13 protein-coding genes and 3 pseudogenes are annotated in these 17,013 nt (G+C 63.7%); 11 read left to right on the forward strand and 5 right to left on the reverse strand.

Annotated features, from left to right (window positions below; genetic code table 11):
* Positions 1-87: 87 nt before the first annotated feature.
* Positions 88-1,017 (reverse strand): DMT family transporter, encoded by a 930-nt coding sequence (locus LRS56_07905; protein WDU64390.1) that lies wholly within the window; start codon positions 1,015-1,017, stop codon positions 88-90.
* 92 nt (positions 1,018-1,109) lie between these two features.
* Between LRS56_07905 and LRS56_07910 the strand changes: the two genes are divergently transcribed.
* From LRS56_07910 to LRS56_07960, 11 genes and pseudogenes are all read left to right on the forward strand, one after another.
* Entirely contained in the window at positions 1,110-1,673 is a 564-nt protein-coding gene (locus LRS56_07910) for an XRE family transcriptional regulator (protein ID WDU64391.1), read from the forward strand.
* A 154-nt stretch (positions 1,674-1,827) separates the two neighbouring features.
* Entirely contained in the window at positions 1,828-3,024 is a 1,197-nt protein-coding gene (locus LRS56_07915; protein WDU64392.1) for an SfnB family sulfur acquisition oxidoreductase, read from the forward strand.
* A 12-nt stretch (positions 3,025-3,036) separates the two neighbouring features.
* A complete protein-coding gene (locus LRS56_07920; protein ID WDU64393.1) occupies positions 3,037-3,363 on the forward strand; it encodes an acyl-CoA dehydrogenase in 327 nt (108 codons plus the stop codon).
* Entirely contained in the window at positions 3,363-4,778 is a 1,416-nt protein-coding gene (locus tag LRS56_07925) for an LLM class flavin-dependent oxidoreductase (GenBank protein WDU64394.1), read from the forward strand. Before LRS56_07920 ends, LRS56_07925 begins: the two co-directional genes overlap by 1 nt.
* Positions 4,779-4,909: 131 nt before the next feature.
* Positions 4,910-5,820 (forward strand): annotated as a pseudogene (locus LRS56_07930) (acyl-CoA synthetase).
* Positions 5,817-6,587, forward strand: coding sequence for an ABC transporter ATP-binding protein (locus tag LRS56_07935; protein WDU64395.1), 771 nt, complete (start codon positions 5,817-5,819; stop codon positions 6,585-6,587). Before LRS56_07930 ends, LRS56_07935 begins: the two are co-directional and overlap by 4 nt.
* The gene (locus LRS56_07940) at positions 6,587-7,468 is read left to right on the forward strand and encodes a branched-chain amino acid ABC transporter permease (GenBank protein ID WDU64396.1); all 882 of its coding nucleotides are present in this window, start codon (positions 6,587-6,589) and stop codon (positions 7,466-7,468) included. Before LRS56_07935 ends, LRS56_07940 begins: the two co-directional genes overlap by 1 nt.
* A 4-nt stretch (positions 7,469-7,472) precedes the next feature.
* Entirely contained in the window at positions 7,473-8,522 is a 1,050-nt protein-coding gene (locus tag LRS56_07945) for a branched-chain amino acid ABC transporter permease (protein ID WDU64397.1), read from the forward strand.
* A 16-nt stretch (positions 8,523-8,538) separates the two neighbouring features.
* A complete protein-coding gene (locus tag LRS56_07950) occupies positions 8,539-9,879 on the forward strand; it encodes an ABC transporter substrate-binding protein (protein WDU64398.1) in 1,341 nt (446 codons plus the stop codon).
* A 3-nt stretch (positions 9,880-9,882) separates the two neighbouring features.
* A complete protein-coding gene (locus LRS56_07955) occupies positions 9,883-10,650 on the forward strand; it encodes an ABC transporter ATP-binding protein (GenBank protein WDU64399.1) in 768 nt (255 codons plus the stop codon).
* Between the two features lie 12 nt (positions 10,651-10,662).
* On the forward strand, positions 10,663-12,057 hold the full coding sequence (locus LRS56_07960; protein WDU64400.1) for an FAD/NAD(P)-binding protein: 1,395 nt from the start codon (positions 10,663-10,665) through the stop codon (positions 12,055-12,057).
* 103 nt (positions 12,058-12,160) lie between these two features.
* Here the strand turns inward: LRS56_07960 and LRS56_07965 are convergent.
* The 4 genes and pseudogenes from LRS56_07965 to LRS56_07980 form a co-directional block, all read right to left on the reverse strand.
* Positions 12,161-13,401: pseudogene (locus LRS56_07965) on the reverse strand (HlyD family efflux transporter periplasmic adaptor subunit).
* Positions 13,391-14,868 (reverse strand): annotated as a pseudogene (locus LRS56_07970) (TolC family protein). Before LRS56_07970 ends, LRS56_07965 begins: the two co-directional pseudogenes overlap by 11 nt.
* Positions 14,861-16,060 (reverse strand): ABC transporter permease, encoded by a 1,200-nt coding sequence (locus tag LRS56_07975; GenBank protein ID WDU64401.1) that lies wholly within the window; start codon positions 16,058-16,060, stop codon positions 14,861-14,863. The pseudogene LRS56_07970 and the gene LRS56_07975 overlap by 8 nt, the downstream one beginning before the upstream one ends.
* Positions 16,057-16,764: an ABC transporter ATP-binding protein gene (locus tag LRS56_07980; GenBank protein WDU64402.1), complete on the reverse strand. Its 708-nt coding sequence runs from the start codon at positions 16,762-16,764 to the stop codon at positions 16,057-16,059. The genes LRS56_07975 and LRS56_07980 overlap by 4 nt, the downstream gene beginning before the upstream one ends.
* Positions 16,765-17,013 lie beyond the last annotated feature (249 nt).

Below are 17,013 nucleotides of genomic sequence, written 5' to 3' on the forward strand. Positions count from 1 at the left end.
GCATTGTTTCACTGAGCAACACCGCTCCCTGTGGGAGCCGGGCTTGCCCGCGATGGCAATCTGACAGCCACCGCAAGCGTTCGGACATTATCCCTGCTGTTCCTGTTCCCTCTCATCACGCAATTCGATTGCCTTCTGCCCCTTTGTCTTCATCTCACTGACAACCACTGCCACTACAATCAACACCGCTCCCAGCATCGCAATCGGTGGAAAGCGCTCCCCGGCAATCCGCCCGACCACACCGGCCCACACCGGCTCACCGGCATAAATCAGCGTGGCCCGGGTTGGCGAAACACTCTGCTGCGCCCAGTTCATCGCCACCTGGATCACCGCGCTGGTCAAGCCCAGGCCCACCGCGCTGAACAGCAGCAACCATGAAAAGCCCGGCAGCGCCTCGCCCATCGGCACCACCATCAGGAACGACAACAACGACGCCGTGGCCAATTGCACCACGGTCACCCGGCGCACATCGACCTGCCCGGCAAACGCGCTGATCAGGATAATCTCCGCCGCAATCGCTACCGCGCCGATCAGCGTGGCTATTTCACCCGGGCTGAAATTCAACGTAGCCCCCGCAGGGCCGGTCAACAGCATCAAACCGGCAAATGCCAGCATGATGCCGATGCTCGGCATCAGCCCGGGGCGGCGGCCCAGCACCAGCCACTGCAGCAACGGCACGAATGGCACATAGAGCGCGGTGATAAACGCCGACTGGCTGCTCAGGATGGTTTGCAGGCCAATGGTCTGCAAACCATAGCCAAACATGATCGCCACACCGATAAACACCCCGGCCTTCAGTTCAAACAGCGTCAGGTCGCGCAGCGTGCGCAACGAAAAGAAACCGACCACAATGGCCGCTGCCGCAAAGCGCAGGCCCACGAAAAACATCGGCCCGCTGACGGTCATCGCGTGTTGCACCAGCAAAAAAGTGCCGCCCCAGATCATGGTGATCACCACCAGGATGCATTCGGCTTTGCTGAAACGGTTAAAACGTGGGGAAGCGTTCGGGGTTGTCATGGCGGCTCGGTCTTGCAAGGGAAGGGCGCGGATCGCACAATGCGCCGCACGCTGGGCAGTATACTGCGCACACCTATCATATGAGCAATATAGTGCACAAAGAAAATCCACAACGGGCTTCGGTCTTGCAACATGTCAGCCAGAATGTGCGTCGTCTGCGGCATGCTGCCGACTTGAGCCAGACCGCACTATCGGAAAAGTCCGGGGTCAGCCGGCGCATGCTGGTGGCGATTGAGGCCGGTGAGAAAAACGTCAGCCTGTCCACCCTCGACCGCGTGGCCGAAGCGCTGGACGTGGCGTTCAGCGACCTGATCCAGGCCCCGGATGCGCCCGACCACAGCCGCATCAACGAGTTGGCCTGGGCCGGTGATATCCCCGGCAGCAAAGCCGTATTGCTGGCCAAGGCCACCGCGCGCCGCGAGGTGGAGCTGTGGGAGATGCGCCTGGAACCCGCCGATCGCTACAGCCCCGAGCCCGACCCGGAAGGCTGGAGCGTGCAGCTGTTTGTGTTCGAGGGCTGCCTCACGTTGCGGGTGGGAGATGAAGATAAGCTCGTCAGCGCCGGCGAGTTCTATATGTTTGCCAGCGGTCAGGCCCACGCCTACCGTAACGACGGCGAGGTGGCGGTGCGCTTTGTGCGCAACGTGGTGATCTAACTGTTTGCCAGGCAACAGTGGATGCACACTTTGCTGGTTTAAGCCGCGGCCCAGCCTCGTAAATCAACAGCAAAGCCCTGATTTTATTGACGATTAAATTCAGGCACGACTCCTGCAATCACTCCAGTATCCCCTCGGAGCCTGGAGTCGGCCCATGTCAGCCCACCCTCAACACCCTGCCCATATCATCCGCTCGGACGCGGAAGCCATCGAGGTCGCTACCCGCCTGGCCGCACGCTTTGCGGTCGACGCCAGCGTGCGCGACCGCGAGCGGCGCCTGCCGGTAGAGGAACTCGAGGAGTTTTCCGCCAGTGGCCTGTGGGGCATCACCATTCCCAAGGCTTACGGTGGCGCCGAGGTGTCCTATGCGACGGTGGCTGAGGTGATCAAGTTGATCTCCGCCGCTGACCCGTCCCTGGGGCAAATCCCGCAAAACCACCTCGGCGTAGTGGACATCCTCCTGCAAACCGCCAGCGAGGAACAAAAGCTCCATTACTTCGGCAAAGTCCTGGCGGGTTACCGTTTTGGCAATGCCTTCTCCGAAGCCAAGAGCAAAAACGCCGGCACCTTTGATACCCAGATCCGCTTCCATGGCGACACCGCGCAAATCAACGGCGAGAAGTTCTACTGCACCGGCGCACTGTTCGCCCATCTGGTGCCCACGGTTGGCAATAACGAACACGGCCAGGCGTTTATTGCCTTTGTCGAACGCGATGCGCCAGGCCTGACGGTAGTCGACAGCTGGGACGGCTTCGGCCAGCGCACCACCGCCAGCGGCGGGGTGACCCTCGACGGTGTGAGCGTGCCGCTGACTGCAGTGATCCCCGCCCACCTGGCGTTCGACCAACCCACCGCCAATGGCCCGATTTCGCAAATTATCCAGGCCGCCGTGGACACCGGCATCGCCCTCGGCGCGCTGGAGCAGGCGAAGGTGTATGCGCGACAGGCGCGCCCGTGGATCGACAGCCAGCAGGATCACGGCTGGCAAGACCCATTCACCATCGCTGCCATCGGCGACCTGGAGTGGCGCGTGCACGGCACCGAAGCGATTCTCGCCAAGGCAGGCAAGGCCGTCGATCTGGCCCTCGCCGAACCGAGTGAAGACACGGTCGCCCGCGCCTCGCTGGTGGTCGCCCAGGCCAAAGTGCTGTCGGCGGAAACCGCCTTGCTCGCCAGCAGCAAGCTCTTCGAACTGGCCGGCACCCGCTCGGTCACCGGCAAGCACAACCTCGACCGCTTCTGGCGTAACGCCCGCACCCACACCCTGCACGACCCGGCCCGCTGGAAATACCATCTGATCGGCAACTTCGTGCTCAACGGCGTGAAGCCTGCGCGCCACGCCTGGAACTGAGGAGACTTGACCATGACCGCCCTGAATCAAGCCCGCCAATTGCTGGAAAGCACCCGACGGCATGTCGCGCAAAGCGATGACCCCTATGTGATCAGCCGCTTCGGCGACTGGCAGATTCGCGTCGATGTGGCCGCCGCCTTGCTGGAACGCGCCGACACCCACCCAAGCCCTGTGGCGATCACCGAAGCGCAGATTGCCGCCGCCGAAGCCCTGCTATTTGCGAGCAATACCGAATTTGAACTCACCGGCCAACGCACCCCATTGCCGCCGACGCTCGATGACCCGCTGCGCTGGAAATACCAGGTTGTCGGCAATTACCACCTCAACGGAGTGCTTTGATGTCCCGTGAAATCCGCTTGAATGCCTTCGACATGAACTGTGTCGGCCACCAGTCCCCCGGCCTTTGGGCACACCCGCGTGATCGCTCGTGGCAGTACAAGGACCTGGAATACTGGACCGACCTGGCAAAGATCCTTGAGCGCGGCAAGTTCGACGGTCTGTTTATCGCCGACGTGCTGGGCATCTACGACGTGTACAACGGCAACGGCGAAGCCGCCATTCGCCAGGCCACCCAAGTGCCGGTCAACGATCCATTGTCGCTGATCGCGCCCATGGCGCTGGTCACTGAGCACCTGGGTTTCGGCCTGACCGCCTCCTTGTCGTTCGAGCACCCGTATCCCTTTGCGCGCCGGCTCTCGACCCTCGACCACCTGACCAAGGGCCGCATCGGCTGGAACATCGTCACCTCCTACCTGGAAAGCGGCGCCAAGAACCTCGGCCAGAAGGCCCAGACCGAACACGATGCGCGCTACGACTACGCCGAGGAATACCTGGAGGTTTGCTACAAACTCTGGGAAGGCAGCTGGGAGGAGGGCGCCGTGCTGCGTGATCGCGAGCGCCGGATTTTCAGCGACCCGAGCAAAATCCACGAGATTCGCCACGTCGGCAAACACTTCCAGGTGCCCGGTATTCACCTGTGCGAACCCTCGCCCCAGCGCACGCCGGTGCTGTACCAGGCCGGTGCATCCAGCCGTGGCAAGCAGTTCGCCGCCGAGCAGGCCGAGTGCGTGTTCGTCGCCGCGCCGTCCAAGGTGCTGCTGAAAAAGACCGTCGCCGACATTCGCCGCCGTGCGGCCGAGGCCGGGCGTGATCCGAAGAAAATCCTGATCTTCAACCTGCAGACGGTGATCGTCGGCGAGACCGACGCCAAGGCCAAAGCCAAGTTTGAGGAATACAAATCCTACGTCAGCTACGAGGGCGCGATGGCACTGATCTCCGGCTGGACGGGCATTGATTTCAGCCAGTTCAAACCGGATGAACCGCTCAAGCACGTGCACACCAATGCGATTCAATCGGCAGTCGAAGCGTTCTCCACGGCCGACCCGAACAAGGTCTGGACCCCCAACGAGCTGGCCGACTGGGTGGGCATCGGCGGCTTTGGCCCGCTGTTTGTCGGCGGCCCGCAAACCGTGGCGGACCTGTTGCAGGAATGGGTCGAAGACACCGATGTGGACGGCTTCAACCTGGCTTATGCGTTGACCCACGAAACCTTTATCGACGCCGTGGAATTGCTGGTGCCGGAGTTGCAAAAGCGTGGCGTGTACAAGACCGAATACGCCCAGGGCACCTTGCGCGAGAAGTTGTTTGGCGACGGTGCGCGGTTGGGGGCGAACCACCCGGGCGCGGGCTACCGCGATTTGGCGGCCTTGCACAATTCCAATGTGGGAGCGGGCTTGCTCGCGAATGCGGACTGACATCCAACATTAATACCGACTGAATCACCGCTTTCGCGAGCAAGCCCGCTCCCACACTTGCCCTGCGTTGATCCAAAAATCCAGCCAGCGGACCACCGCACGCACACAACCTGAATAGGAGCATCACCCCTATGAGCGTGCACGAACGCAAACGCCCGCTGGACCTGGAGTGGCCAGCCGAGCTGCTCGGCAACCTGCCCAAGGCCCTGGAGCAATTGCACCATTGGGCGCAGATTACGCCGCTGCATACCGCGCTGCGCCACAAGCGCCAGGGCCAGTGGTATGCGTGGCGCTGGATCGATGTGTTGCGCGACGTGGAGCGCCTGGCCGATGGCTTGCGCCAGCAGGGTTCGGCGAGCCGTCGCGGCTGGTCCTCAGCGGTGCTTTCGAGCCCAATCTGTTGCTGCTGGCGCTGGCTGCCCATTCGGTCGGTGGGCAGGTACTCACCCTTGCCGATGGTTTGGACGCCCAGGCCGTGGAGCAACAGCTATGGCGCATTCGCCCGACCCACGCCTATGTGCAGGGCCGCCAGCCAATACGGCATTGGCAGTCCGCCAACGTGGTGGATTTCGCCCAGTTGCTCGGCCCGGTAGACCCGGCGCAGCATGTGCAGCGTTGGTGGCAACCGAGCGCTGAAACCGCGTTATGGAGCGAGGAAGGCACGCAGTGGCAAGGCGGCCTGGCGGTAGTGCTGGAGCAATGGCTGAACAGCGGCCATGGCCTGGCGTTTCCCGAAAGCCTGGCCTCGGCGCGGCGTGATCGCAGTGAAGTTGCGCCGACCGGCCTGCTGCTGTCCCCCGAGCGTTTGCAGCACGTGGCCGACGATATCGAAAGCCGCCTCGCGCCCCACGGCACCTGGCGCCGACGCCTGTGTGACTGGGCCATCGCCCACCCGCAAAGCGGCTTGCGCCAGGTGCTGAAAAACCGTGTACGCAAACTGCTGGGCTTTCAGCGCCTGGCCTATATCTGGCAGCCGTCCAGCACCGCCAAAACCAGCCAGGATCCGGTGTGGCTGGCTGAATTCAAACGGGACATTGCATGAGCCAGGCCATTCTCCAGGTGCGGGATATCTCGCTGTCGTTCAAAGGGGTCAAGGCCATCAACGCCTTGTCCTTCGAGGTGCAGCGCGGCGAAATCTGCGCGCTGATCGGGCCCAACGGTGCCGGCAAGAGTTCGTTGCTCAATGTGCTTAACGGCGTGTACCGCTTCGATGCCGGCGAGATCGTGTTCGAGCAGCAGCACTTCCACCGTATCGACCCCTTGGGCGCGGCGCGCCGAGGTATTGGCCGCACGTTCCAGAACAATGCGCTGTTCAAGAAAATGAGCGTGCTCGACAACATCCTTACCGGCCTGTCGCGGCACATGCGCACCCGCTTTATCGAACAGGCCCTGGGCTTGCCTCGTGCGCGGCGTGAAGCCGCAGCCTTCCGCCTGCGCGCCCAGGGCATCCTCGAGTTTCTGGAGCTGCAGGCCCACCGCGATGTGCTGGTGGGTAACTTGTCCTATGGCCTGCAAAAGCGCGTGGAGCTTGGCCGTGCACTGATCGCCGGGCCCAGCCTGTTGCTGCTGGACGAGCCGATGGCCGGGATGAACGCCGAGGAAAAACACGACATGGCGCGCTTCGTCGCCGATGTAAACCGCGACCTCGGCACCACCGTGGTGTTGATCGAGCACGACATGGGCGTGGTCATGGGCCTGTCCGACCATGTGGTGGTGCTCGACTACGGGCGCAAGGTCGGCGACGGCACGCCCGCCGAGGTACAAGCCAACCCCGAGGTGATCGCGGCGTACCTGGGAGTTGCCCACTGATGACCTTCTTCTTTGAAACCCTGCTCGGTGGCCTGCTCGCCGGCACCATGTACTCGTTGGTCGCCATCGGCTTCGTGCTGATCTACAAGGCCAGCGGCGTGTTCAATTTCGCCCAGGGCTCGATGCTGCTGTTTGCCGCGCTGACCTTTGTCAGCCTGCATGACCAGGGCGTGCCGTTTGCCCTGGCGTTGCTGCTGACGGTGATCGTGATGATCGTCGGCGCCTTGCTCATCGAGCGCCTGGTGTTGCGGCCGCTGGTGAATCGTTCGCAGATCACCCTGTTCATGGCCACCCTGGGCCTGTCGTTCATTATCGAGGGCCTGGCCCAAGGCTTGATGGGTTCCCAGGTGCGTGCGCTGGACCTGGGCATCGACGACGTGCCGCTGTTTGTCGGGCCGCTGATGCTCAGCCAGTTCGACCTGATTGCGGCGGCGGTCGCGGTGGTGCTGGTGACGGTGCTGGCGCTGCTGTTCAACAAGACCCGCATCGGTGTGTCGCTGCGCGCCGTGGCGGATGACACCACGGCGGCGCTGTCGATCGGCATCAACCTCAACCGCATCTGGCAGATCGTCTGGGCGGTGGCCGGCATCGTCGGGCTGGTGGCGGGCCTGCTGTGGGGCGCACGCCAGGGCGTGCAGTTCTCCTTGTCGCTGGTGGTGCTCAAGGCGCTGCCGGTGCTGATCATCGGCGGCTTTACCTCGATTGGCGGGGCGATTGTCGGCGGGCTGATTGTCGGCGCGGCGGAGAACCTGGCCGAGGTGTATATCGGCCCGTTGATCGGCGGCGGCATCACGCCGTGGTTCGCCTATGTATTGGCTTTGGCCTTCCTGTATATCCGTCCCGCCGGCCTGTTCGGCGAGCGCGCCATCGAGCGAGTCTGAAACCATGTCGATACCCGTTGCTCAAGAAACCGCGCCGTTAGTGCTGATTCAGCGGCGCGTGCCCTGGGGCCTGATCGGCCTGCTGGCGCTGGCCTTTGTGGTGGTGCCGCTGTGGGGCAATGACTATTGGCTTAATGCGATCCTGATCCCGTTTCTGGTGCTGTCGCTGGCCGGGTTGGGCCTGAACCTGTTGACCGGTTACACCGGACAGACCTCGGTGGGCGCGGCGGGGTTCATGGCCGTCGGCGCGTTCGCCACCTACGGGTTTCTGTTGCGCCTGCCGGAGCTGGGCTTGCCGGTGGCGTTGCTCGGTGGCGGGATTATCAGCGCGCTGGTTGGGTTGGTGTTCGGCCTGCCCAGCTCGCGGATCAAGGGTTTCTACCTGATGGTCACCACCCTGGCCGCGCAGTTTTTTCTAGAGTGGGTGTTCGTCAAATTTCCCTGGTTCTACAACTATGGCTCGTCCGGGACAATCTCTGCGCCGAAGCTTGCGCTGTTCGGTCATGACCTGAATACGACACTGGGCCGCTACCTGCTGACCCTGGTGACGGTGCTGCTGTTGACCTGGACCGCCGTGAACCTGGTGCGCAGCCAAGTCGGGCGCAACTGGATGGCGATCCGCGACATGGACACGGCCGCCGCCGTGGTCGGCATCCCGGTGGTGCGCTACAAGCGCCTGGCGTTTGCGGTCAGCTCGTTCTATTTAGGCATCGCCGGCGCGCTGTGGGCCTTCGCCTACCTGGGCACGGCCAGCGCCAGCAGCTTTGATATCAACCGCTCGTTCCAGATCCTGTTCATCATCATTATCGGCGGCATGGGCAGCATTGCCGGCAACTTTGTCGGCGCGGCGTTTATCAGTTTGCTGCCGATCTTCCTCAGCCATGCCGGGCAGGCGCTGTTCGGCGGTGCGGTGGATGCGGGGCAGTTGCAGAACCTGCAGAAAATCATCTTTGGCGTATTGATCATCGTGTTCCTGATCAAGGAACCCGAGGGCTTGATTCGCCTGTTGCATAACCTGCGTGACCGTGTGCGGCAGTGGCCGCTGCGCTTCTAACTTTAAGAGAACCTCCATGCGTGCATCCTTGAAACGTTCCTTGATCGGCGCCGCGTTTACGTTGGCGACCCTGGCTGGTGCTGTACCGCAGGCGATGGCCTCGCCTGATCAGCAATTCATCCCGCTGGCCACCTACCGTGTTGGCGCCTACGCCTCCAGTGGCGTGCAGGTGTGGGCCGGGATGATCGACTACCTGCGTTACATCAACGAGGTCGAAGGCGGTATCAACGGCGTGAAATTGGTGTGGCAGGAATGCGAGACCGAGTGGACGGCGGAGAAGGGCATCGAGTGCTACGAGCGCTTCAAAAATGGCCTGGATGGTGCGCCGGTCGCGGTGTACCAGCCTAACGGCGCACCGGCGGCGTATGCCCTGAGCGAGCGGGCCGAAGTCGACAAGATCCCGCTGATCACCCTCGGCTACGGCCGCACCGAAGCCACCGACGGCACGGTCTTCCCGTACAACTTCCCGGTGATGCTGACCTTCTACAGCGAAGCCTCGACCCTGGTGAACTACATCGCCCAGCGCGAAGGCGGCTTCGACAAACTCAAGGGCAAGAAAATCGCCACGGTCTACCACGACTCGGCCTATGGCCGTGAAACCCTGGGCCCGCTGAAATTGCTCGCGGAAAAATACGGCTTTGAAAATATCCAGATTCCGGTCGCCGACCCCGGCAACGAGCAATCGGCGCAATGGCGCCAGGTGCGCCAGGCCAATCCGGACTGGGTGTTCCTGCGCACCTGGGGTGTTTCAACCCCGGTCGCGGTGAAAACCGCTGCGCGTTTCGGCTTCCCGGTGGACCATATCATCGGCGATATCTGGGCCAGTTCCAGCGAAGACGTATTGCCCGCAGGTGCCGCCGCCAAAGGCTACCTGGCGCTCACTCCCTACCCGGCAGGGGCCGATTTCGAGATCCACAAGCGCCTCAAGCAGTACATCCTGGACAAGGGCCACAGCGACCTCAAGGACCTGAAAAACTTCGGCAGCGTCTACTACAACTCCGGCCTGGTGAACGCCGCTGTGGCCGTGGAGGCGATCCGCACCGGCCAGGCCAAGTTCGGCAAGCGCCCGCTCAATGGCGAAGAAGGCCGCTGGGGCCTGGAGCACTTGAATATCGACGACACGCGCCTCAAGGCCATGGGCTACCTGGGCCTGATGCAGAACCTCAAGCTGTCGTGCCGCGACCACGAAGGCGGCGGCTCGGCGCGGGTGCAGCAATGGGACGGCGCCAACTGGGCGCTGATCAGCGACTGGATCGCCGCCGACCGTGCGCTGCTGCGCCCGCTGATTGACGAAAAGTCCGCCGCATTCGCCAAGGAAAAAGGCCTCACGCCACGCACCTGCACCGGGGATGAATAAGCCATGAACCAGCCTGCCACCGAGCCCACGCGCCCGTCGCTGCTGACGGTCAACGATATTGAAGTGATCTACGACGGCGCGATTCTCGCCGTGGCCGGGGTGTCGCTGAGCGTGCCCAAGGGCGCGATTGTGGCCTTGCTCGGCGCGAACGGCGCAGGCAAGAGCACCACGCTCAAGGCGATCTCCGGGCTGGTGCGCGCCGAACGCGCCGAGGTCAGCCGGGGGGTTATCGAATACGCAGGCCTGGACCTTGCCGGCGTCGACCCCAGCCAGCGCGTGCGCCAGGGCATGGTGCACGTGCTGGAAGGCCGACATGTGTTCGGCCAGCTCACCGTGGAAGACAACCTGCGCAGCGGCGGTTTTGTGCGGCGCCTCAGCCGCAAGGCCATGGAGGCCGACCTGGAGCGCATCTACGCCTGGTTCCCGAGGCTCAAGACCAAGCGCCACACGCGCGCCGGGCTGACCTCCGGCGGCGAGCAGCAGATGGTCGCCATCGGCCGGGCCTTGATGACCCGTCCTACTTTGGTACTGCTCGACGAGCCGTCCATGGGTTTGGCGCCTATGATCGTGCAGGAGATCTTCGAGATTATCGCGCAGCTCAATCGCGAGCAGCAGGTGAGCTTCCTGATCGCCGAGCAGAACATCAACGTCGCGCTCAACTATGCGTCCCACGGCTACGTGCTGGATACTGGGCGCGTGGCCTTGAGTGGCAGCGCCGCTGAACTGCTGGCGCGGGGCGATTTGCATGACATTTATCTGGGTAAACAGTGAAGGCGAATTTGCATGACTGAAACCATCCGCAACGCTGATGTCCTGATCATCGGCGGCGGCCTGAGCGGCACGATGCTCGCCGTGCAACTGCTGCGCCTGCCTGGCAAGCGCCGGGTTCTGGTAATCGAGCCACGCGCCGAACTCGGCCGGGGCGAGGCCTACAGCGCCGTCGAGCTGGGCCACACCCTGAACGGCAATGCGGCGCGCATGAGCGTCGACCCGGACAATGCCGACGACCTGACCGAATGGCTCACCGACTACATCGGCGCCGGCGGTTGGCCGGAGTCGGACCAGCAGCACGTGCCCATCAGCGAACTGTTCCCGCCCCGCGGGATTTTTGGTTTATATGCCCAGCAGCGCCTGGCTGAGGCCAAGGCGCTGTCGACCTCCACGGTCGAGCATGTGCGCGGCGAAGTGGTCGACCTGCAAGTCGAGGCCGATTCCACGCTGTTGACCTTGGATAACGGCCAGCAACTGCGCGGCGCCCGGGCGGTGCTGGCGACCGGTATGTTCCCGGCGGCGCGCACGCCGCAAACCGAATCCAGCGGCTTGAACGCGGCCGCCGTGGACCCGTGGGACGTGCAGGCCATGACCCATATCGACCCGCAGGCGACGGTGCTGATTGTCGGTTCCGGGCTGACCATGGTGGACGCCGTGGTGTCCCTGGAACAGGCCGGGCATCGCGGGCCGATCGAGATTTTTTCGCGCCACGGGCTGTTGCCCCACGTGCGTCGGCAACCGCCGGGCTGGGAGGACTTTCTGGCCGCCGACCACAGCCTGCGCAGCCCTCGGCAATTGCTGCGCGAGGTGCGTCGTCAATGCCGCCTCGCGCTGGCGCAAGGCATTGACTGGCAGGCGCCGCTGGACACGGTGCGCGCGCATATCGGCCGCTTGTGGAGCCAGGCCAGTGAGGGCGAAAAGCGCCAGTTCGTGCGCCATGTAAGGCCGTGGTGGGAAAGCCATCACCACCGTTCGCCGCCGTTGAGTGCACAGCTGGTGGCGCGACTGCACGAGGAGGGGCGTTTGCGGATCCGGGCGGCGTCGTTCAAGGGCCTGGAGCCCTCGGCCAACGGCGTGACCCTGCGTTTGCGCCCTCGCGGCGAGCAGGCGATCACGCGGGTGTCGGGCGCAGCGCTGATCAACTCCAGCGGGATCGAATACGACTGGCGCCGCGTGGCCCGGCCGTTGCCGCAGCAGTTGCTCAAGCGCGGGCTGATCCAGCCCGGCCCGTTGGCGTTGGGAATTGCAGCGGACAAGTCTGGCGCGGTGCTGGATGCTCAGGGGCACGTCAGCCAGCGGCTGTTCGCCATGGGCCCGCCGTTGCGCGGGATGTGGTGGGAGAGTACGGCGGTGACGGATGTGGCGATTCAGGCGAAAGCGTTGGCGTTAAAACTGACAAAAATCTAAATGTGGGAGCGGGCTTGCTCGCGAAGGCGGTGTGTCAGCATCAAATGTGCTGACTGGCCCTCCGCCTTCGCGAGCAAGCCCGCTCCCACATGTTGATCTTCATTTATCTTGAGATTTTCACAAACCCGGGTTTAAGCCCAAACACCTCCACTCCCAGCGGCGTCGATTGCCCGGTTGTCACCTTCACGCGCTCCACCGGCTGATCCATCGCCGCCCGATACTCAACGGTCATGTCCGCCTGGATCGCCTGGTTGGGAACCACTATCGCCTGCTCGTTGTGGTAAGTGACGATGGTCAAGCGCGCACTCATCCCCAGCCGCACTCGCTGCACTTGCTGCGGTGTGAGCTTGGGGATCGACAGGGTCACCGGAAATTGCGCACTGCCCTGGCTGTCGCCGGCAATCGCCAACCCGCTGACCACGCTCACCGAACCGATCAGACGTTCACCTTCAAAGCCGTCGCCCATTACGTCCACCGCCTGGCCCTGGTGCAGTTGGTTAATATCCAGTTCAGAGACCTTGGCGACGATTTTCAGCCGTTCGATATTGGCCAGCCCAAACAGCACCTGGCCCTGGCTGACCTTGCTGCCGGCCTGCACGGGTGCCGTATTGCTGGCGCCTGGCGGCGCGCTATTGCCCGGTGCGGGCACCACGATGCCGGAGAACGGGGCCTTGATTTCGCGGCTTTCGAGCAGCGTGTGCAGGGCGTCGTATTTCACCGTGGCGTTGGTCACTTCCATCTCGGCGATTTGCCGGTATTCGCCTTTGCCTTGATCCAGCGCCTGCTGCATTCACTGCGTGCAGCGGCGAGGTCAAGCTGCTGCTGGCGGGTCTGCTGCTTGAGGTCATCCAGTTCATTGCGCGGGATGATGCCGCGCTGGAACAGGGTTTCACTTTCGGTCAATTTGCGCTGAGTGTTGCCGGCGCTCATTTCGGCGGTGCGCAGGCTGCGGCGGGCGCGGCTGACGGTGGGGCCGCTGTCCCAGTCCTGCAGCTCTTGCACGGTGCGCCGGGCCTTGAGCTGGCCGGAAAGGGCATCGCGCAGCTGCACTTCCAGGGTGGCCGGGTCCATGCGCAACAGCACTTGGCCGGCCTCGACGCGTTGGCCTTGCTCCACCAGGTTGGCCTGCACATTGCCGTCGAAGGGCGCGGTGAGGATCAGGGTGGTGTCGGGCTCGATCTTGCCCACCAGGCCGATCTGATGCACCAGCGGGTCGGGCTTTACCGCCAGCCATTGCTCGGCGGCGTCGGTCGGGCCTGCCGCCGGGCTGCGCAGGGCCAGCCCCGCAGCGGCCAACAGCAGGAGCAACGCAGCGCCCAGCAGGTATTTTCGATTAGTAGTCATTGAGGGCGATTTCCCAACTTTCCAGCGTCATGCCCAGGGTCAAGTCAAGCTGGGTCTGGGCGTTCAAATAAGCGATCAGTGCATTGAGTTGCGCGTTTTCGGCGTTGCGCAGGTCGGTCTCAAAGCTCAGCACCTGGAAGTTGGTGGAGCGCCCGGCACTGAGCTTTTCCCGCTCGATCTCGATCTTGCGCCGCGATAATTCCACCGCCCGCCGCGAGATTTCATACTGGCGCCAGCGGGTGCCGAGGTCGCGCACCACATCGTTGACGCTGCGTTCCAGCTCCTGGCGCGCATCGGTGATGCGGATCTGCTGATCCTCCACGTCCACTCGCGCACGCACTTCGGCCTGGCGCGTGCTGATATCGCCGATGGGGATCTGCACCTGCACCCCAGCGTAGCTGTCCCAGGTACGGTTGTTGGAGCGGCCGGCATCGTTGTCGTAGGCGTCGCGTACCTGGTTGGCGCCGGCTACCAGGTCGACTTGCCAGCGCCCGGAGTCCTTGGCGATCACCAGGTTAAGGTCGGCCTGCTGGCTGCCGAGCAGGGCGGCGAGGTATTCCGGTTGCTGGGTCTGCGCGAGGTTGAAGGCCTGGCGCTGGTCAATCTGCATGGGCCTGGCCTCCAGGGCTTCGGTGGCGCGGATCGGGGTGGACAGGTCCAGGGCCAGCAGGCGCAGCAGGGCCAGGCGGCTGGTATCGAGTTGGTTCTGCGCTTCCTCAACGCCCAGTTGTTGGGTGGCGATATCGGCTTCGGTCTGCACGATTTCGAACTCGGCCATGCGCCCGGCGCTGATCAGGGCCTTGTTCACCTCCAACAGGGTGCCGGAGCGTTTGAGGGCGTCCTGCACGATGCTCAATTGCTCCTGGGCGCGCAGCAGTTCGCGGTAGGTGGCGATGATCTGGCTGATGGTCTGCGCCACGGTGGCCTTGAGGTTCAGGCGGTTGGCCTGCTCCGCCAGGCGTGACAGGCGCAGTGGCGCGGTGGTGGCGTCCCACCCGGCGCCACGCATCAGCGGCTGGATGATCGCCAGGTCAAGGCCATCGCTGCGGTAGCGGCCGGCGCGGTCGGCGTTGTTCAGTTGCTGGGTCCAGGCCATGCTCAAGCGCGTGCCGTATTCGCCGAGCAGGCTGGTGGCCGGCGCCACGTTGGCAGTGCGCGCACTGTCCGCGGAGCCCGGGTGCTGCGGTAGTAGCTGTTGAGGGTGAGCTTGGGGTTGAACACATCCTCGGCGACGCGCAGGTCGAACTTCTGGGCGACCCTTTGCAGGTAGGCGCTGCGGATCGCCGGGTTGTTGCGCAGGCCCAGGTACACCGCGTCGCCCAAGGTCAGGGTGGTGGCCTGGGCATTCAACGACACGCCCCGGTCATAACCGCTGCGGGTGGTGCTGGGCGCCGAGGGTTTGATCACTACGTCGGCGGCCATGCCGTGCAGGCTGACCCACGCGAGCAGCCAGAGCCATTTACTCATCGCGCAGGGCCTCCACCGGTTGCAGGCGCGAGGCCGAAACCGCCGGATAGAGGCCGAAGAACAACCCCACCAGCAACGTACTGCCTACGCCCAGGGGCAGGGCGGCCACGGCCAGCGCAAACTCCCACCCTGACAGCCGCGCATACAGCCAGGCGGCGCTCATGCCCAGCACCGCGCCGCACAGCGCACCCACTGCCGTCAGCGTTACCGCCTCCAGCAGAAACAAGTTGCGGATATCCCGTCGGCGCGCCCCCAGAGCCATGCGAATGCCGATCTCGCGGCGGCGCTCCGAGACGTTCATCAGCATTACGTTCATCACCCCCACGCCGCCGCCCACCAGCGAGATTGCCCCCAGCGCCAACAGCAAGTAGGCGAAGGTGCGACTCTGGCGGGTCATGCCGTCGATCATCTGCTGGGGCACCTGGATGTCGACGTTGTGGTCCGTCAGTTGGGCTTGCAGGGCGGCGCTGGCGTCCCGTGCGAGCTGCTCCATGTCCAGCCCCGGTTCGGCACGGATGATCACGTTGCCGATTTGCGGGTTTGGGAAGATCCGGCGCATGCCGTCGGCGGGAAAAAACAGCGATTCATTGGCCTGCACCGGCATCAGCAGCGCCCGTGGCTGAGGGTGCAGGATGCCCACCACCAGAAACAGGTAGTCGTTGATGCGTACGCGGTCGCCCAGCTTCAGCGGGTCGCCCGGCGCGCCCAGGGCCTGGGCCAACTGGCCGCCGATCACGGCGTAGGTTTCCTGGGCGTCGAAGCTCGACAGGAAGCGCCCCTCCTGCAGCACCAGGCGCATCGCAGCCTGGATGTCCGGCGTGCTGCCGACAAAATTGGCATTCGCACTACGGCCATGGAACAGCACAGGCCCGCTGAACAGCGTCAGCGCGCCGATATGCGCGATGCCCGGTACCGCGCGGCGCACGGCTTCCAGGTCGAGGCGGGTGCGCATCGGCACGTTGCCGCTGCCCTTGGCGGGGAACTGGGCGACCAGGGTGTCGGTGCCCATGTCCTTGAAAATCAACGCGGCATCCGTTGCGGCGTTGTGTCCGATATTGATCAGCGCCACCACCGACGAACTGCCGATCACGATACCCAGCAGGGCCAGGATCGAGCGCTTGCCCAGGGTGCGCAGGCTGATGAATGCTTCATGCAGCAGTTGGCTCAGGCTCTGTTCAACCCGCAGGTTCATAGGCGCCCGACCTCTTGCACCAGGCCATTGCGCACCAGGATTTTGCGGTCCAGGCGCTCGGCGATGTGCGGGTCGTGGGTCACGATGATCAGCGTGACCTGTTGTTCGCGGTTCAGCGCCAGCAGCAGGTCCATGATGTCCTGGGCGGTGCTGCTGTCGAGGTTGCCGGTGGGTTCGTCGGCCAGGATCACCGAGGGTTTGCCCACCAGCGCCCGTGCAATCGCCACGCGTTGGCGCTGGCCGCCGGAGAGGTCGGCAGGGCGGTGGTGGGCGCGGTCGGCCAGGCCCACCTGTTCGAGCATGCGCCGCGCTTGTTCCAGCGACTCGTGGCGCGACACGCCACGGTAGCCCAGGGGCAGGGCGACGTTGTCCAGCGCGCTGAGGCGCGGCAGCAGGTTGAAGCTCTGGAACACAAAACCGATCTGCTGGTTGCGGATCGCCGCCAGCTCATCGGGGCTGGCGCGGAAAATATCGTGGCCGGCAAAGTGGTACTGGCCGCAGTTGGGTAAATCCAGCAGACCGAGGATATTGAGCAGGGTGCTTTTGCCGGAGCCGGAGGCGCCGAGGATGCCGCAGCTGTCACCGGGGGCGATAGACAGGCATACGTCATTGAGGATGGCCAGGTGCTGCCCGGCCAGCTGATAGCGTTTGCCAATGCCTTGCAGGGAGATCAAGCCTGGGTGCGCGGGGGTGTCTGTCATCATGACTACGCCTTCAGTCTCGACGTTGCCCTGGCGTCCCCGCAAAGCCTTGTAACAAGTTCGGGAGCTGCCTGGTACGCGTCACGGACTGGTTTTATTTCTTGTTTTTAAAATATTGTTTGAATACTAACCGTGTTCTGCGTGCTTCGCCAGCCACGGATATAGAGCGGTTTTACCCTTTGTAACGATTTCTCCTACGGCTACACAGACCTGTCAAAAAACCTTCGGCTACCCTCAGCGAGCCCGCCAGTA

Source organism: Pseudomonas poae (assembly GCA_028869255.1).
GTDB lineage: Bacteria > Pseudomonadota > Gammaproteobacteria > Pseudomonadales > Pseudomonadaceae > Aquipseudomonas > Aquipseudomonas poae_C.